22 protein-coding genes are annotated in these 16,160 nt (G+C 38.8%); 17 read left to right on the top strand and 5 right to left on the bottom strand.

The genetic code is table 11. The features are described from left to right. Positions 1-26: 26 nt before the first annotated feature. The 4 genes from G6R02_RS13695 to G6R02_RS13680 form a co-directional block, all read right to left on the bottom strand. Positions 27-725 (bottom strand): ABC transporter permease, encoded by a 699-nt coding sequence (locus G6R02_RS13695; RefSeq protein ID WP_164669787.1) that lies wholly within the window; start codon positions 723-725, stop codon positions 27-29. Next, a complete protein-coding gene (locus tag G6R02_RS13690; protein ID WP_164669786.1) occupies positions 725-1,573 on the bottom strand; it encodes an ABC transporter ATP-binding protein in 849 nt (282 codons plus the stop codon). Before G6R02_RS13690 ends, G6R02_RS13695 begins: the two co-directional genes overlap by 1 nt. 168 nt (positions 1,574-1,741) lie before the next feature. Continuing rightward, on the bottom strand, positions 1,742-2,683 hold the full coding sequence (locus G6R02_RS13685) for a response regulator transcription factor (RefSeq protein WP_164669785.1): 942 nt from the start codon (positions 2,681-2,683) through the stop codon (positions 1,742-1,744). 142 nt (positions 2,684-2,825) lie between these two features. Further along, positions 2,826-3,446 carry a DUF3298 and DUF4163 domain-containing protein gene (locus G6R02_RS13680; RefSeq protein WP_164669784.1) on the bottom strand — a complete coding sequence of 207 codons (621 nt, stop codon included), beginning with the start codon at positions 3,444-3,446 and terminating at the stop codon, positions 2,826-2,828. 136 nt (positions 3,447-3,582) lie between these two features. On the opposite strand from G6R02_RS13680, the gene G6R02_RS13675 reads away from it, so the two are divergent. The 6 genes from G6R02_RS13675 (at position 3,583) to G6R02_RS13650 (ending at position 8,049) form a co-directional block, all read left to right on the top strand. After that, complete coding sequence (locus tag G6R02_RS13675; protein WP_164669783.1) at positions 3,583-4,050, top strand: DUF5643 domain-containing protein; 468 nt, start codon at positions 3,583-3,585, stop codon at positions 4,048-4,050. Position 4,051: 1 nt separating this feature from the next. Further along, positions 4,052-4,648 (top strand): DUF5044 domain-containing protein, encoded by a 597-nt coding sequence (locus G6R02_RS13670; RefSeq protein ID WP_164669782.1) that lies wholly within the window; start codon positions 4,052-4,054, stop codon positions 4,646-4,648. 70 nt (positions 4,649-4,718) lie between these two features. Next, positions 4,719-5,813, top strand: a complete 1,095-nt coding sequence (locus G6R02_RS13665; protein ID WP_164669781.1) for a metallophosphoesterase — start codon at positions 4,719-4,721, stop codon at positions 5,811-5,813. 103 nt (positions 5,814-5,916) lie between these two features. Next, positions 5,917-6,756, top strand: coding sequence for a MerR family transcriptional regulator (locus G6R02_RS13660; RefSeq protein ID WP_164669780.1), 840 nt, complete (start codon positions 5,917-5,919; stop codon positions 6,754-6,756). A 64-nt stretch (positions 6,757-6,820) separates the two neighbouring features. After that, positions 6,821-7,150 (top strand): HIT domain-containing protein, encoded by a 330-nt coding sequence (locus G6R02_RS13655; protein ID WP_164669779.1) that lies wholly within the window; start codon positions 6,821-6,823, stop codon positions 7,148-7,150. A gap of 119 nt (positions 7,151-7,269) precedes the next feature. Next, entirely contained in the window at positions 7,270-8,049 is a 780-nt protein-coding gene (locus G6R02_RS13650) for an alpha/beta fold hydrolase (protein WP_164669778.1), read from the top strand. Between the two features lie 63 nt (positions 8,050-8,112). Here G6R02_RS13650 and G6R02_RS13645 read toward each other — a convergent pair whose 3' ends face one another. Next, on the bottom strand, positions 8,113-9,012 hold the full coding sequence (locus G6R02_RS13645) for a DMT family transporter (RefSeq protein ID WP_164669777.1): 900 nt from the start codon (positions 9,010-9,012) through the stop codon (positions 8,113-8,115). Between the two features lie 229 nt (positions 9,013-9,241). Here G6R02_RS13645 and G6R02_RS13640 point away from each other — a divergent pair, with 229 nt between their 5' ends. The 11 genes from G6R02_RS13640 to G6R02_RS13590 all read left to right on the top strand — a co-directional run bounded on the left by G6R02_RS13640 (position 9,242) and on the right by G6R02_RS13590 (position 16,105). Next, entirely contained in the window at positions 9,242-9,745 is a 504-nt protein-coding gene (locus tag G6R02_RS13640; RefSeq protein ID WP_164669776.1) for a GNAT family N-acetyltransferase, read from the top strand. A gap of 209 nt (positions 9,746-9,954) precedes the next feature. Further along, the gene (locus G6R02_RS13635) at positions 9,955-10,311 is read left to right on the top strand and encodes a VOC family protein (RefSeq protein WP_164669775.1); all 357 of its coding nucleotides are present in this window, start codon (positions 9,955-9,957) and stop codon (positions 10,309-10,311) included. 12 nt (positions 10,312-10,323) lie between these two features. After that, positions 10,324-10,839: a GNAT family N-acetyltransferase gene (locus G6R02_RS13630; protein WP_164669774.1), complete on the top strand. Its 516-nt coding sequence runs from the start codon at positions 10,324-10,326 to the stop codon at positions 10,837-10,839. Continuing rightward, positions 10,836-11,678 carry an alpha/beta fold hydrolase gene (locus G6R02_RS13625; RefSeq protein WP_164669773.1) on the top strand — a complete coding sequence of 281 codons (843 nt, stop codon included), beginning with the start codon at positions 10,836-10,838 and terminating at the stop codon, positions 11,676-11,678. The genes G6R02_RS13630 and G6R02_RS13625 overlap by 4 nt, the downstream gene beginning before the upstream one ends. Before the next feature lie 14 nt (positions 11,679-11,692). Beyond that, positions 11,693-12,244 carry a GNAT family N-acetyltransferase gene (locus G6R02_RS13620; protein WP_425509070.1) on the top strand — a complete coding sequence of 184 codons (552 nt, stop codon included), beginning with the start codon at positions 11,693-11,695 and terminating at the stop codon, positions 12,242-12,244. Positions 12,245-12,276: 32 nt separating this feature from the next. Continuing rightward, the gene (locus G6R02_RS13615; RefSeq protein ID WP_164669772.1) at positions 12,277-14,049 is read left to right on the top strand and encodes an alpha/beta fold hydrolase; all 1,773 of its coding nucleotides are present in this window, start codon (positions 12,277-12,279) and stop codon (positions 14,047-14,049) included. Between the two features lie 74 nt (positions 14,050-14,123). Then, on the top strand, positions 14,124-14,444 hold the full coding sequence (locus tag G6R02_RS13610) for a hypothetical protein (protein ID WP_164669771.1): 321 nt from the start codon (positions 14,124-14,126) through the stop codon (positions 14,442-14,444). Between the two features lie 18 nt (positions 14,445-14,462). Continuing rightward, positions 14,463-14,816 carry a VOC family protein gene (locus tag G6R02_RS13605; RefSeq protein WP_164669770.1) on the top strand — a complete coding sequence of 118 codons (354 nt, stop codon included), beginning with the start codon at positions 14,463-14,465 and terminating at the stop codon, positions 14,814-14,816. 43 nt (positions 14,817-14,859) lie between these two features. After that, a complete protein-coding gene (locus G6R02_RS13600) occupies positions 14,860-15,351 on the top strand; it encodes a GyrI-like domain-containing protein (protein WP_164669769.1) in 492 nt (163 codons plus the stop codon). 18 nt (positions 15,352-15,369) lie between these two features. After that, entirely contained in the window at positions 15,370-15,681 is a 312-nt protein-coding gene (locus G6R02_RS13595; protein ID WP_164669768.1) for a TIGR04104 family putative zinc finger protein, read from the top strand. 73 nt (positions 15,682-15,754) lie between these two features. Further along, the gene (locus G6R02_RS13590; protein WP_164669767.1) at positions 15,755-16,105 is read left to right on the top strand and encodes a DUF805 domain-containing protein; all 351 of its coding nucleotides are present in this window, start codon (positions 15,755-15,757) and stop codon (positions 16,103-16,105) included. Positions 16,106-16,160 lie beyond the last annotated feature (55 nt).

Raw genomic sequence — 16,160 nt, 5'->3', positions numbered from 1 at the left:
AATGTGGCTGTTTTAAAGAAAATTCTTTAGTCATCTGTCATTGTCTTTCTGAAACATACATACATAAACCCTGCTGCACCAACGACCCAAACAGCCATTATTCCCAACGGCAGCCATGAGCTAGTGTCGTGTATTTCAATCGCCTGCATGACAGGGAATACATCAGAAATTTTAATGACAATATTGTCTTCACCAAGCCCGAACATCTCAAACATCGGTGTGAAACCGAATAAGAACATGACAGGCATAAGATAAACGGATGTGGACGCAATTGATTTTGAAAACAGTCCGATTCCAATGCCAAGAGACAGAAAGAACAGGAATAACAAGATTAATCCGATGATAACTCTTATGTTCAGAAATGGTTCAATGCCAACGATAGCAAGCGACACAACCAATGAAATCAGTGTCATGAGTCCGGCAACCAAGCTTTTTCCGATAATAATGTCGAGAAAAGAAGCTGGCGATAAAATCAGTCCGCGCAGTGTCTTTTTTTCATTTTCTTCAGCCATCATCGTTGCCATACAACTATATGTGACTGCTGAAAATGTACTTCCGATAATAACATAGATGAGGAAAAGCGGGATCTCTTCTTCCCCTCTGCCCATACGGTCATACATGAGTGCCAATACGATGGGAATCAATGGCATCATTAAAAGCATCATATTTTTCATAAAGTCTTTTATATCTTTTTCAAAAATGGCACTTATACGTTGAATATGCATTATACCAGCTCCTTTCCGGTCACTTTTAAAAAGATTTGGCCAAGTGTCGGATTGTCCGATTGCATTGCCTTCACCTGGTTATTTGCAATTAGTTCCTTAATTTGATTGGCATTCTCCGGTTCATTTTCAATGACCAATCGTTCCCCGTTAAATGTTTCCACATGAAATGCATGGGTGGAGTATTTGTAACGGAGTGCATCCGGACTGTCCAATTCCTGCAGTTTACCATTGTGCAAAAATGCAACACGGTCACACAATGCAGTTGCTTCCTCCATATTGTGCGTTGTTATAAAAATCGTTGTGCCGGCTTCATTCAGCTTCTGAAGTCCGCGGTGAATTTGTGCCGCATTCCCCGGATCCAGGGCTGATGTCGGTTCGTCAAGAAAAACAAGATCAGGTTTATGCATGAGCGCTTTGGCGAGAAGCACGCGCTGTTTCATACCTTTTGACAACTTCGATACTGTTTTAGTCCGCTCGTCTTCCAGATTAACTTCCCGCAATAACACATCGATTTGCTTCAGCGGTGCATTGTATAATTTACAAAATAATTTCAGATTGTCATAGACAGTCAGCCGTTGATACAAGGAACTATTATCCGATAATATCCCGATTTTGGACTTGAAATCAGCCGTTCCAAACTGCTTTGAATCAACCCCGAGCACCGACGCTTTACCGGATGTTTGCCGAAGCTCTCCGGTTAAGATTTTAATGGTTGTTGTTTTGCCTGATCCGCTTGGTCCAAGCAGCCCGAAAATTTCACCCTTTTTTACATTGAAACTGACATTTTTGATAGCCGTATTTTGGCCAAAAACTTTCCGCATTCCTGTTACTTCGATTGTATTTTCCAACTGAAAACCTCCTTAAGATGATCTGTTTTCATCGTAATGGAGGATGCTTACGGATGCAGTTATATCAGGGTGGGATGTGCCCTAAGCAGGTTGAAATGTACCTGCTTAGGGTTAAAAAAGCACCTGTAAAACCGTGTGTTTATGCCTGCCAATGTTGAACTGTACTCATTACAGGCTGAATTTCTCCTGGATATCCTGAATTTTGGTTCGTGACAGGGGAATGGTTGACTGTGATTTGTTGTCAATCCGAAGTGAATATGTATTTTTTGACCATGTAATGATTTCGCGTACCTTTTGCAAATTCACGATATAGGATCGGTGGCAACGATAAAATCCGTAAATTTCCAATTTCCTTTCAATTTCTGCCAGTGTGGAATCCATCGCATAGGCTTCGTCATTGATAACAATCATTGCTTTTCCATCCTGACTTTCTATGTAGTCAATCTCAGGTGGATCAAACAAAATCATTTTATCGTCCACTTTTGCCGGGATTTTGAATAGATTTGCAATCGCTGGTGAGCCGCCGTCCGCAACTGCTTGTTCTTCCCCGTCATCAACCTCAATTTGCTGGATGCCTTTTTCCTGCAGTTTGTACGGCACATCGCCAAGTAATAGTGCGTGTTCCATATTGGAAACCAAAACAAGAACTGGTATATTATTTTCCTTGATCTTTTCAAGCATGTTGATAAAGGTATTCGTTGTTTTAATATCAACACCATGAATTGGTTCCTGAAATACCATTGGTTCGACACCGGTCATATAATATTTGGCAAAATAAACCCGGCGGACTTCAGATTCGGAACATTTATGCAAAGGGGTTTTTGCACAAGTCTGAAGTTCAAACAACACAAGAATCTCGGGAACTGGTGTGTCGCAGCCAAACCATTTATGATAAAAGACGATATTTTCTTCCACTGTCAGGCGTTTGTATAAACCTTCCTGCAAATCAAAAAGGGATATTTTACTGTTGCTTTTGATAACCTTGACCAACTCAGCCTGCATGTCCATATCACTGTAAATGGAAGTGGAATATGAATCTTCTATGGTAAGAGAAAATGATGGAAGTAAGTTATTATCAATAATGTCATGATTGATTGTAAAATTTGCCATTTATTCAAACTCCTGTTCAAAAATACGTGTAAACATAAATGTAGTATATCATGAAGTGATTTGAAAGGTATTCGAAATAAAAAATTCCGGGAATTGCTCTCCGGAATTTTTTTGAAATTTTAATTTTAAGCTTTCCCCAATCCTAATTATTCACTGCCATCCGGCCAAGCGGACCATCCTCATCAATAATATCCTGAATGGCATAGACGGATATCGGGAACATTGGAAATCCAAATACATATGGCGTAATCTCATAAAGCTGAAAATAGATAACTAGCGTTTTATCGGCAATGTAAAAGTCCTGTTCCGGTTGAATGTTAACCGTATCTTCAAATGTATCGATGTTGCGATCACGAATTTGTTCATTTATCAGTTCGGAAAGGCGATCCACATAATTACTTCCCGGTTTAAATAAATCACTCAGACTGCAGCGTGTGCGTTTCTTCAAATCAAATGTCAGAGCCTTGATGTAAGTCATCCCATGCGCCGCCTGGTAATGATAGGCATAGTTCGTCAGGGTTAAACTCAGGATGTCACGCTGATTATTCTTGATTTCAAATGAGCCGTCCATTTCAACAATTGTGGTCGGCATTTCAGCAACCTGCATATCAATTAACTGTTGTGTTTCATCGACAATCGACTGATTGATGAATCGCTCCATCTCCTGATCCCGCATTCCAAAAACTTGCGGATAGACTACTTGAATATCAGGGCCATTGCTGACCCGAACTGGTTCAATATTGACTGGCATTGGTTGAGGCATTTTCTTCACCCTTTATTGGTTTTGTGCCTATTGTATTCCTGGGACAGCTGAAGTGTGTTTTTTCGAAAAACCCCATACTACAATGGAATCTTATGATAAGATGGATTACAGAATTTTTGATTCGGGGGGATGACAGGTGAAATGGATACGACGCCTGATTATTGCAGCTGCTCTCATTCTGCTCATACCAAACATTTTCCAATTTATTGTGGGAATATTTGAACGCGACATACCAAAAGAAATTACGGAGCAGGTGGAAGCGGCAAATGCAAAAATGGTTGAGTTAAATAAAGAAGTATCAATAGACAATGATAAAATTAAATTTAAAAATCTAGTGCTGTCAGATGAGGAAACACTATTAATTTACGAAGTACATACAGATGAGCCGGGGTGGTCATTTCCCAGTACTGCTTTAAAGCTGAAAGATGGTAAAGGTAACAATTATCAAACGGATGGGGGATCATCCTCCGGGCATACATGGGGAGAATTCATCATTTATCATTACGAACCATTACCGGAAGATGCCGACAAAGTTGTGGTTGATTTTGAATGGTACGACCGGTCGTTCCAAGCTGAGTTTTCTCTAAGTCAGGGGGAACTATAATATGGAAAAGACAAAGAAAAAAGCCATATTGGAATGGGTCCTTGCTGCTGTATTGATTTTTTTCGTTGTAAAGGATTCTGCATACATAAATTACTATCATCTTTCTCCCGTGGAAGCACATGAACAATCTGAACGAACCTATCATTATGGACCTTCTGAAATTGTAGAAGATATTGACCTTGGTGATGCACATATCTATCTGGCAAAATATAAGGACTGGTTCTCAGCAAATACGGTAAATCGTCACGCGGGGATTTTTTGGAGCCCTGGCAGTAGCGTTGCCGGCAGAAAAATAAAACAAAATCAAGACATTTCGCATTCATGGTCAGGAACAGCTAGCAATGAGGATGAAATGCGGATGAAGTTTTATGGTATTGTAACTAATCCGAATATTACAGAGGTTGAGTTGGATGTTGTTGAGGACTATGACAGAATGCAAAAGGTAAATGAAGACGATATTCAGACATATTCCAAAGAACTAAAAGAGCATCGCATGTTCCTGTTCCATTGGATTGGTGAAAATCATGACTACAAATGGATTGAAATAAGGGGCCTGGATGAAAATGGAAAGGTCGTCTATGAGGAAAGCTTGGATTAAGGAGTAAATCTATATAGCGCAAGTAATAAAGTTTGTAATTGACTTGTTATGGAAAAAAGGAGCAGTCCTATTGGAGAAAATAAAACAATTATCAGTCCCAAACAATGCAAGAATTATAGTAATAAACGATATTCACGGTGAGTTGGATTTATTTATAAATCTGTTGGAAAAAGTTAATTTTAATACTGAAGATTACCTGATCATAAACGGTGACCTCTGTGAAAAAGGAGGTAACAGTATAGGAGTAGTGAACTACATAATGAACCTTGCAGCTACTAATCCCGGAGTTCATGTGACGGAAGGTAACTGTGAGGCTTTAGTTGAAGAGCTTATAAATGAAAATCCTCAAGTAATAGATTATTTACGGGTGAAAAAACATTCGATTTTAAATGAATGGTTGGAGCAGTTGGGGTCTCCCGTATACGAAGAGACAAGCATTCATGAGGTAAAGGAAATCTTAACAAAACATTTTTCTAAAGAAATTAAGTGGCTTGCAAATTTGCCGACAGCCATCGAAACAGATGACTATACTTTTGTTCATGCCGGACTGGAGGACATAGCGGATTGGAAGGACACCGACCGGGATATTGCCCTCACCCTGCCATCTTTTTTGGAAAAATCACATCGTGCAGACAAATATGTGGTTGTCGGACACTGGCCGGTTGTTAATTATTCTTTAAATCTACCATCAAATAATCCGATTATTGATCATGAGAAAAGGATTATTGCGACAGACGGCGGGAATGTCATCAAATCTACTGGACAATTAAACGCGTTTATCATTTATAAAGATGCTTCAAAAGATAGATTTACACATACATATGTTGATCAGTTACCAACTGGAAAAATAGTAAAAGATTTTCGCGCAGATTCCACGATGGCTGGTTCTGTTGCTTATCCGCACTATGAAATTGATCCAATTGAAAAAGGAGATCATTTCACGTTGTGCAAGCAGCTCCAAACAGGTCACAAACGTTACGTGAAAAATGAATATGTTAAACAAAATGAGGATGGAAAATTCACCGTTAAAAATGATATTCCCTGTACACAATTGAGCGTAAACAAGGGAGATGTGGTGTCTGTAGTTGATAACAGTTGCACGGGATACAGCCTGATAAAAAAAGATGGTAAAGAGGGCTGGGTAGCTAAGGGAAGTTTAGAATAAAAATATTAAGGTTCCCATTGACTCTCGGGTGACCCAAGACTTTATGATGATAATAAGACGGCAGAGGTGCACCGCTGTACAGTCTTTTTGCTGAGGTGAGAAAATGTTTAAAATTGGTGATTTTTCCAAGTTGAGTGGTCTTTCCATTAATACACTCTATCATTATGAAAATATAGGAATTCTAAAACCGAGCTTCATTGATCGTGACACGAATTATCGCTACTATGAAGCAGATCAACTTGTTACGATTAATAAGGTATTGGCCTTAAAGGATGCGGGTTTTTCACTTTCAGAAATAGCTTCCATTTTGACGGATGGAACAGTAATTAAACAGTTAATTAATATGCTGGAAGATAAGGCCGATTCGTTGGAAAAATCGTTGGAACTTGAAGCAAACAGGCTGGAACGTCTCCGTACCAATATTTTTTTGATTAAGAACGGAGGAGTACCTTATATGAGTGAAATTACCATTAAGCAAGTTGAGCCGATTTTAGTTGCAGCAGTCAGAAAGTCCATTTCAAAAGCAGCCAGCAAATCTTTCGATGAGTTCTGTGAGGATCTATGGGGGACTGTCAATAATCATATTGACAACATGAACTGCAAACGCACTGTACCCTGTATGACCAGGTATTATAGTGGTTTATTTGTCGATACCGATTCTGACACGATTGATATGGAGGTCATTGAACCAATAACTAAGGCCATTCCGGAAAGTGACAATGTCAAGGTTTACGAATTGCCGTTAGTCGAAAATATGGCCAGCATTGTTCATACCGGTCCATTCTCCGCTATTGGTGAGACATCCATTACGATGCACAAGTGGCTTGCTGATAATGGCTATTCAATTAGTGGGCCAATAAGAGAGATTTATCACAAAGGGGATTGGATGACAGATGACCCAAATGAATTTGTGACAGAATTACAGTTTCCGATTAAAAAGTGATTTTAATACAACCGGGCGCAATACCAGAATTGCGTCCTTTTTTAAAAAGAGGAGGAGAAATTTTATGACTGAAGATTTTTACTGTGATGAAGTATTAAGTGGTAAAACAGAAGTGAACAAGGTGATCGAGACAGAAAACGTATTAGCATATCATCATACAAGGCCCTTTTATCCAGTACATATTGTTGCTATACCAAAGAAGCATATTCCCTCGCTAATAACAATGGAAGAAAGTGATAACGATATATTGCTGGAACTCATGCAGGTAATTAAAGAAGTTGCCGCTATGGTGACAGGGGAACATGGAGCGAGTAAAGTAATCACAAATCTGGGTAAGTATCAGGAATCAAAGCACCTTCATTGGCATATAGTCTCTGGGAGAGCTTTGAAATAGATGGTTTATGTAAAAAAAATAGCATGTCATCCATTATACAATATGACATGCTATTTTATTTGAAATTACGGTATTCCTTAGAATGATGTGAAATTTTTAAATTGGTTGGAGGGGTTAGAATGGATTTATATTACGAGGTAGAAGGTAAAGGCCATCCTGTAGTTCTTCTTACCGGTGGTGCTGATTTGCGGAACTGGACATTTGTTTCACCCCTTTTAGCAAAACACTTTAAAGTTATTGGGGTGGACGGACGAGGGACCGGGGAATCACCAACACCAGTGGAAGATATCACCCTTGTTGAGGATTTGCTGTCATTGCTTGATCACCTGGAATTGGATAAGGCAACATTGATAGGCCATTCGATGGGTGGTCAGCTTGCCACGGAATTCGCTTTGCACTATCCAGAAAGGGTTTCAAAACTTGTGTTGATTGCACCTGGTTTGTCTGGATTCAGTTATTCGCAGGAATTTGAGGAATATACCAAGTCGATTCAAAAGGCGGTTCCCGATATCGACAAGATGATTGAGCAGATGCTCAGTGCTTCATGGTATCGTGTTTTAAACGCCAGTTCTCACCGGGATTTGATGGTTCAAATACTCCGGCACCAAATTACACGAATGTTTGAATGGCCAGCAGTTAAGATGATTTGGCCGGAACCCCCGGCTATTGATAGACTGGAAGAATTAGCTGCTGAAACATTACTTTTAATTGGCACCGAGGATTCGCCCGATATCCTTCGTGTAGCAGATTACTTCCAAGAGAATACAGATGCTCAAATTATAAAAATCCCAGACGTAGATCATATGGTAACACTAACCAATCCTGAAGTATTATATCGCCATATTACAAATTTTATGGAAGATGACCTGAACGATGCCAAGAACATCAGAAGAGAATGAACGAATTCGAAAAATATCGCAGGAAAAAATTCAAGCAGCTGCTATGGAGCTGTTGATAAAACTTTAAAACTTACTTCCTGTCGTTTTAATCATAGTAGAGCTCTTTTTTTGATAAGTGGATAATAAGACTCCGCCTACAATAAAAACAGAACCTGCTATTTCAACACCTGTTATCGGTTTATAAAGCAGGATTAATCCCATGATCATAGCTACAAAAGGTTCTAAATTAGATAAAATTGATGCTTTTGAGGCGCCGACATGCCGAATATTGCTGTTCCAGACAAGGGTGGCAATACCGTGTACGACTATGGCGGTTCCAATCAGAAATGTCCAATCGGGTATGTCTGTACTTATTCGTAAAGGGTTGTCCAATAAGAATATAAAAGGAACTGACACAGCAAAACCGATTGTATTTGAATATAGAGTAATCGTAAAAGGCTCCATTCGCTGGGAAAGATATCTTGTCAGGATAATCATGATGGCAAACGTAATCATCGTTAAAACAATCCATAAAAGCCCTTTATCAATTTTTATCTCAGCGAAACTCCCTTTGGTTACGACAAAAAATATACCAATTATCGCAACGACAGATCCCACAAGCATCCGAATGGTTATTTTTTCGTCCAGAAATATAGCTGCTAAAAATCCGGTTAAGATTGGTGTCGTTGCTAGAATTAGTGCGGCTGTTGTGGGATCTGCCGTTTGCAAACCAACAAAAAAAGACCATTGGTTAACAAAAACACCAATAATTCCTAACGTTAAAATAGGTAGTATTTCTTTCTTGTTTATACGTTTAAGATGTTTTTTGTATAATGACAGACCAATTAAAAAAAGCACGATAAAGAAAAGTCTTGCTGAAGTCAGCAGTGTTGAGGAGAAATCCTGCACTAATATTTTTCCAAACACAAAATTACTTCCCCATACAACTACGCAAAAAGTCAACCATCCATAAATTCTTACCATTTCTGTTACGCTCCTGTTGTCAATTCGATTAGCCTATTGTAAGCCAAAAAAATTATCGGGTATAGTAATATGCCTTGTGATATTATGGCAGAATTAACGCGGGTTGAAAGTATTTCTATAAGAATTTACACAAGAATTTATCAAAGAAGGATTTTAGCTATAAATGTCGAATTCTTTTCTGTAGAGTTATTCATGGTTTAAAGAAAAAGTCATGGTTAAGGGAGACATTATGAATATCAGATTATTACAACCATCAGATGCAGAAAAATACTGGGAATTAAGATTGGAAGCATTAAAACAAAATCCGGAAGCTTTTGCTACGAGTTATGAAGAGGCAATGAACCGGAAAAATCCAATAGAGATTACAGCAAAAAGATTAGAAGGGAACTACACATTTGGTGCATTTAATAATGACGAACTTGTTGGCATGGTTACGTTGCTTCAGGAAACGCATCTGAAGTTAAGGCATAAAGCGCACATATTGGCAATGTATGTCAGTCCAAAAATACGTGGTGCAGGAGCTGGTGAAGAACTTCTTTCAAAAGCTATCGAGCAGGCTAAGGAAATGAAGGAAGTGGAACAGCTCAATTTGGCGGTAGTAACAACCAATGAAAAAGCGAAAGGACTTTATAAAAAAGCAGGGTTTAAGACCTTTGGCATGGAAGAAAAAGCCATGAAACATAATGGTATTTACTATGATGAAGAATATATGGCATTGACGCTGAAAAATTAGGTTCTTGTTTTTGAAACTCGGGAGAGAACTTGGGAGAGAGAAACCGAAAGTCGGGAGAGAAATGCGCCAACTCGGGAGACAACAGCTAAAAGTCGGGAGAGAACAGCGTAAACTCGGGAGAGAGCATCGCCAACTCGGGAGACAGTAACAAACTCAGGAAGGTGAGGACTACCTGAAATCCAGCAGCCTACATAAGGAGTGAATCTATTATGAGTTTTATCGAAAAAATAGACACGATTTGTTTAAAAGTCAGCGATATTGAAAAATCATGTAAGTGGTATGAGGATGTCTTAGGGTTGAAAGAAGCTTTTAGCGGTGAAGGTTACCGGATTTTTAGTGTTGGGGAAAGTGAAATACCTTTAACCCTTGAAGAGAGCTGTGAAAATAACGATTCTCCACAGAAGGGAGTTTATCCGATTTTTTTTACCAGGGATATTGAAGATGCCTATAACCAGTTAAAAGAACAGAGTGTGAAAGTTAGTGAAATTCAACATGACGGTACGAATACATTCTTTGATTTTTATGACTTGGATCAAAACAGACTGCAAATCTGCTTCTGGGAATAAGGAGAGCGAAAAATGAAACTGACAACAGAAAGATTAATTTTGGGACCCTATGAAGATAAAGATGAAGGTTTCCTTATGGCTATGTTATCCGATCCCGAAATGATGCGCTTTATAGGAGAAGGTCAGCCGAAAGATGAAAGCGGTACAAAGAAATTCCTGGAATGGATTTATGGTACATATGAACAAGGTGCGGAATTTGGTTTGCATGTGATAGTTCGAAAAGATGACCGGGTGCCGGTAGGCCATGCTGGCCTGGTTCCGCAGTTGGTTGACGGTAAAAAAGAATTGGAAATTGGTTATTGGATTATGCGCAATTATTGGGGGCTTGGTTATGCCACAGAAGCTGCTGCAGCACTGAAAAAGTATGGTCGGCAAAAGTTAGGCCAACAACGATTGATTGCGTTAATCCAGCCAGAAAACGTTGGTTCGAAAATAGTGGCTGAGAAAATTGGAATGCATGTTGAAAAGAAAATCGTGCTTTCCGGGCAGGAAGTTCTTGTTTACGTCGCAAGGGAGGAGACCTCATGACTGTTGAAACAAAAGAAGATAAATTTGTTAATTTGAATGGAGAAAAAATACATATAAATGTAATAGGTGACGGGAAAGCAATTGTTTTTCTCCATGGTGGTCCGGGAAGTGAGCATCGATTTTTTCTTCCGCACGTATTGCCTTTATCGGAAAATTTCATGTTGGTTTTATACGATCAGAGAGGCTGCGGCAGGTCGGAGTTGGCTCAGGATAGTCAATATTCGATAGAAAAAGAAGTGAATACCCTGGAACTCTTGCGGAAAGAACTTGACCTGGAAAAAATGAATTTGTTTGGGGAGTCGTGGGGCTCTATGCTTGCGTTGCTCTATGCAACGAAATATCCGGAAAGAGTCAATAAACTATTTCTAACTGCCGCCATTGGAGCTACTGCAGAAGGATATAAAGCATTTAAAAAAGAATTAATGAAAAGAATTACGCTGAAGGACAAAATAAGGCTTTTGTTAATGGATAGAAAAGTGAAAAAAGGGGTCACCACCACTGACGATGTATTGAACATACTGGATCCTTATTACGTATTTTCGAAGGATACATTAAGCTCGAAGGAAAAAACGAGCATAAATGACACTGTTAATCGTTCGATTGGTGAAGATATCCTGCAAAATTATGACGTAACAAACAAGCTTCATAGATTAACTGATATTCCAATAACAGTCGCACAGGGAAGCCATGATATCCTTCCCCCAGCAAAACTAGAAGAATTGTTAATAAAACATATCCCGCATGCTAAATTACATGAAATTCAAAACTGCGGTCATTGGACTGTGGTGGAGAAGCCGGATGAAATTAACGCAATTGCTGAAGAATTTTTCGCTGAATAGTGGGGGTGGCAGTAATCGAACGTACGAATATTTCTCTTCCAAATGAAAGGCTGTTATTAAGGGAACTTACCGAAAATGATTGGGTTGATGTCCATAAATACGCTTCACAGGAAAAGGTTTGTCAATATCAGCCATGGGGACCAAATACAACGGAAGAATCGATGGAATTTGTTAAGCAAGTAATAAAAGATGCCAGCCGGGAACCTAGAACGAGATATGTATTTGCAATTGTTTATAAGGTTTATGAAAAAATGATTGGAGCTGGCGAGTTAAATATTAGAGATTCCACGAATAAGGTTGGTGAGGTCAGCTACATTGTTAATCCTGAATATTGGGGAAAAGGAATTGCAACAGATGCGGCTAAACTATTGATAGATTTCGGTTTTACTAATTTTTCCCTTCATCGAATTTACGCTACGTGTGACCCAAGGAATATCGGCTCAGCAAAAGTGTTGGAAAAGGCAGGCATGACGAGGGAAGGGAGAATTCGTGAGGACTTGTTGCTGAAAGATGGCTGGCGGGATTCATTGCTATACAGTGTGTTGCAACATGAATGGAGGAATTAGCAACTTATAAAAAACTGAACAGGAGAAAGTTTATGAATGAACTTGAATACAAAATACTTGGTGAAGGAGAAACCACTCTTGTAATTGAGTTGGGCATTGGTGGATCCTTTTACAGTTGGTACCCCTTCGTCCAGCAAATAAAGAAAGATTTCACTGTCGTTTTATATCATAGGGCTGGGTACGGTAAGAGTGCTTTACCGAAAAATTCCAGAACAACGGAGCACATTGCGCAGGAACTTGATAGTTTGATAGAAAAGTTACATATTAAGGAAAAGTTTATATTAATGGGCCATTCTTTTGGCGGCTTATGTGTCCAGCAGTATGCACGGATGTATCCACAAAAATTAAATGGAGTCCTATTAGTTGATTCAACATCATATAACTTCCAGCAATTATACGACCTTGATCTTCCAGTAATGTATTCCATGATATCGCTGGAACAAATGATTGAGAGTAATAGGGAGACTGCCAGGAAATCAAAGGAAGCCCTGCTATACGTATTTAAAGAAACGATAGAAGAACATGAAAAAATATTGCCCGAAATTGAGTTAAAAGCGTTTATAGAATTTATATCTAAACCTTCTTTTTTCGAAACGGTTGCTGATGAATTTCAAAACTGGGGAAAAAGCAGTGAAATTATTAAAGAATCAGCAGAATTTCCTGATATTCCCTTAAATGTCATAGCAAGAGATAAGGAACTATCAGCAAAGCCCTTTATCGAACATGGGATACCGGAGAAAGAGGAAAGATTACATGAAGACGTTTGGAGAGAATTGCAGGAAGAATTAGCCGAATTGTCCAGTAAAGGCGAACTAATCATCGCAGAACAGAGTGATCATGAAATACATAGAGAAAGACCTGACGTCATCATTCAGTGTTTGGAAAGGTTCCGTTCGTTAAAACTTAATAGAATTGGTGGTGAGTCTGTGAAAAACCAATATCAAAAATATGAGAAGTTAATCGAAAAAGTAACCTTTTTTTGTGAACAGCAAAAAGATATTCGCACTGTGATGATTGTTGGATCAAGGGCACGACAGGATCAACATGCAGATGAGTGGTCTGATCTGGATTTGGTGATTTTTACAACACAGCAGGGTAAATATTTATCGTTTGAAGATTGGATTCAGGAAATAGGACCTTACTGGATGAGTTTTATTGAAAATACTGCGGTTGGAGGCGGCAAAGAACGTCGCGTGCTTTTTGAAGATGCGCTGGATGTTGATTTCTCGGTGTTTCCAGTACATATTTTTGATTACATGATTAATGATGATGAGACAAAACAGGTTTTAAGCAGAGGTATCCGCATTTTAGTAGACAAAGATGGTCTGCTTGATAACTTTCATCTAGAAACGCAGGATATACAAATGTACGAATCCAACTCATGGCCTTCACAGGATGAGTGGACCGAACTTATTCATGACTTTTGGTATCATGCGGTTTGGAGTACGAAAAAACTTTTGCGCGGTGAATGGTGGACCGCAAAGGTATGTATTGATTACGACTTGAAGCAGTTATTGTTAAAAATTACGGAATTACATGCCAAGGCTAATTACGGGAAAAATTACGACACCTGGCATAATGGCAGGTTTTTTGATGAATGGGCAGACCCTGCTATCAGGGAAGAACTCAAATATTGCTATGCCCGTTATGATGCTGATGAAATGCAACAGGCTTTAATACATACGATGGATTTGTTCCGAAAAGTTGCCAAGGAAACTGCTCAGCGATCGGAATATTCTTACCCTAATCAGGCTGATGTTAAGGCGACAGAATGGATTTATCAGCAACTGGAAAAGAGACCATAAAGATTTACAGGAAAAATCTATGAAATAAATGTTTTTTTCAAAATATCCTAAAACTGCTTGAAGGGGGGAAATGCATGGAGACACTTCCCAATTGGTTTTGGATCATATACTGTCTGCTTTTATTGACGACTTTAATAACTGCAATATATAGCTTTGCAAAAAAGAAAATGGAAGGTTTTTCAATTTTAGCCATTGTTATTACTGTAACTGTTCCAGTTGTTAGTTTGATAAATAGCATTGGTAGAACAGAAGGAATGAACGAATTTGAACATTTAGTCAGTCAATTGCAGCAAGGTGCGATTTGGTCTGTTTTCGTGGTTTTAGGTTATTTATTTTTATTGTTATGGTGGATTTCATTCCTGTTAAAGGTTAAGGAAAAAATGTATGAATTATAATAATTGGAGGTAATGTAAATGGGAAAAAACACGGGTGTAACATTTCAGGTGAGGATTGCCGATTATGAGCAGGGAATGGGGTGGTATGAAAAACTTTTTAACAGGAAACCTGACTTCATCCCACATGAGGACTTTGCAGAGTGGGAGATCGTTCCTGATGCATGGCTGCAGGTTGCTAAGGGTAACCCCACTGAGGGGAACGGGCCGTTGAGATTAGGTGTTGAAGATATTGAAAAGGAAAGAGAACGATTAATGAATGAATTGGACATCGAAATAGAAAGTGTAAATACAAGGGAAGGTGTCCCGGCAGCATGGTGTTCATTTGAAGACCCATATGGAAATAGAATTGGCTTGTATCAGGACCTTACATAGAAGGTAAATTATCTTAATAATATCTTTATAAGGGAGAGATTTGATGGAAGATTTTCAGTATGAAATTGTGACGAAGCCCGCATATCGGGGAGTTGGATTAAAGTGGGATGGTTCGTATGAGGAAGTAAGCACTTTGAAAAAAGTCATTGACCGCATGAGCAACAGAGCAGGAGAATTAGACAATGCTGTCGATCCTCAGACGCAGTTAGGACTGTCCTATCATTTAAGACCAGATGGATTTGTGCATTATTCAGTATTCGAAGTTAACGATGAGCAGCATATTCCCGATGGCATGGTGGAAATCCACGTGCCGGAAATGACCTATTTGGTGGTGCACCATGAAAAGGGACAGGACATTGGCGGTACTTACGATAAAATTTTTAAATGGATCAAGGAAAGTGACTATATTCCTTATGAAGAGCCGAATGTCGATTATCATGATCCAATACCGATTAAACATGAGCGGTACCCGATGGATCGTGATTTAAATGATCCCTATTTTGATATTCTGATTCCGATTGAAAAGAAGCAATAGTTTCGCTGGGAGGGAACTATGAATATACAAAAATGTATTAGTTGCAGTAATCAATTTTCATGGGGAACAATTTATAAAGCATTGATGATTGGATATAACCCAATACAGTGCAGAGTTTGTGGTTCAAACCACGAAGTAATTTTTTCAACAAGATTGTGGACAGCATTATTAACTGTAGGACCGTTATTTATAATATTGTATCTTACGTTTCCAGGGAATTTTCTACGGACCGTACCAACTTTATTAAACGTTGTTTTGATGATTTTAGCGGCTGCTCTCGGATCCTTACTAACTCCGTATGTAGCTAAATATAAGTATTTTGGGCAATAAAACCATCATTTTTTTCGAGTATTTCTCCTGATATAATAGATATATATTTATTCGTAAGGGGAAGTGTTACATCATGTATTGGTACGCAAAGGTTATAAAAAATTATTTTGAATTTGATGGGAGAGCAAGACGAAAGGAATACTGGATGTTTACGCTTGTTAACGCCCTTATCATTTTGGCAATATCCATATTTGAAACTGTTCTTGGAATGCCGGGTCTGATTTACGTTCTTTATTCAGTATTTGTCTTCATTCCAGGATTGGCTGTTACAGTACGCAGATTGCACGATACTGGAAAAACCGGCTGGTGGGTTTTGATAGGGTTTATTCCAATAGCGGGGGCTATTGTGCTAATAGTATTTGAGTGTATCGACAGCTACCCGTATGAAAATAAGTATGGTCCAAATCCGAAATTTAGTATCTGAACTGCAAAAGAAGTAATCGCGCTGTCGGTTACTTCTTTTTTTGCATCATTAAAAA

The sequence above is a fragment of the Virgibacillus doumboii genome, assembly GCF_902806455.1.
Lineage (GTDB): Bacteria > Bacillota > Bacilli > Bacillales > Amphibacillaceae > Lentibacillus > Lentibacillus doumboii.
The sequence above is the reverse complement of the archived record's forward strand: the minus strand, read 5'-3'. Positions and strand labels throughout refer to the sequence as shown.

Coding starts and splice junctions, on each gene's coding strand:
- G6R02_RS13680 (WP_164669784.1), bottom strand. CDS start 3,446: ATGCCTCAACCAATGCCAGTCAATATTGAACCAGTTCGGGTCAGCAAT.
- G6R02_RS13650 (WP_164669778.1), top strand. CDS start 7,270: ATGGATTTATATTACGAGGTAGAAGGTAAAGGCCATCCTGTAGTTCTT.
- G6R02_RS13605 (WP_164669770.1), top strand. CDS start 14,463: ATGGGAAAAAACACGGGTGTAACATTTCAGGTGAGGATTGCCGATTAT.
- G6R02_RS13645 (WP_164669777.1), bottom strand. CDS start 9,012: ATGGTAAGAATTTATGGATGGTTGACTTTTTGCGTAGTTGTATGGGGA.
- G6R02_RS13590 (WP_164669767.1), top strand. CDS start 15,755: ATGTATTGGTACGCAAAGGTTATAAAAAATTATTTTGAATTTGATGGG.
- G6R02_RS13600 (WP_164669769.1), top strand. CDS start 14,860: ATGGAAGATTTTCAGTATGAAATTGTGACGAAGCCCGCATATCGGGGA.
- G6R02_RS13670 (WP_164669782.1), top strand. CDS start 4,052: ATGGAAAAGACAAAGAAAAAAGCCATATTGGAATGGGTCCTTGCTGCT.
- G6R02_RS13595 (WP_164669768.1), top strand. CDS start 15,370: ATGAATATACAAAAATGTATTAGTTGCAGTAATCAATTTTCATGGGGA.
- G6R02_RS13615 (WP_164669772.1), top strand. CDS start 12,277: ATGAATGAACTTGAATACAAAATACTTGGTGAAGGAGAAACCACTCTT.
- G6R02_RS13610 (WP_164669771.1), top strand. CDS start 14,124: ATGGAGACACTTCCCAATTGGTTTTGGATCATATACTGTCTGCTTTTA.
- G6R02_RS13695 (WP_164669787.1), bottom strand. CDS start 725: ATGCATATTCAACGTATAAGTGCCATTTTTGAAAAAGATATAAAAGAC.
- G6R02_RS13640 (WP_164669776.1), top strand. CDS start 9,242: ATGAATATCAGATTATTACAACCATCAGATGCAGAAAAATACTGGGAA.
- G6R02_RS13685 (WP_164669785.1), bottom strand. CDS start 2,683: ATGGCAAATTTTACAATCAATCATGACATTATTGATAATAACTTACTT.
- G6R02_RS13655 (WP_164669779.1), top strand. CDS start 6,821: ATGACTGAAGATTTTTACTGTGATGAAGTATTAAGTGGTAAAACAGAA.
- G6R02_RS13635 (WP_164669775.1), top strand. CDS start 9,955: ATGAGTTTTATCGAAAAAATAGACACGATTTGTTTAAAAGTCAGCGAT.
- G6R02_RS13625 (WP_164669773.1), top strand. CDS start 10,836: ATGACTGTTGAAACAAAAGAAGATAAATTTGTTAATTTGAATGGAGAA.
- G6R02_RS13660 (WP_164669780.1), top strand. CDS start 5,917: ATGTTTAAAATTGGTGATTTTTCCAAGTTGAGTGGTCTTTCCATTAAT.
- G6R02_RS13630 (WP_164669774.1), top strand. CDS start 10,324: ATGAAACTGACAACAGAAAGATTAATTTTGGGACCCTATGAAGATAAA.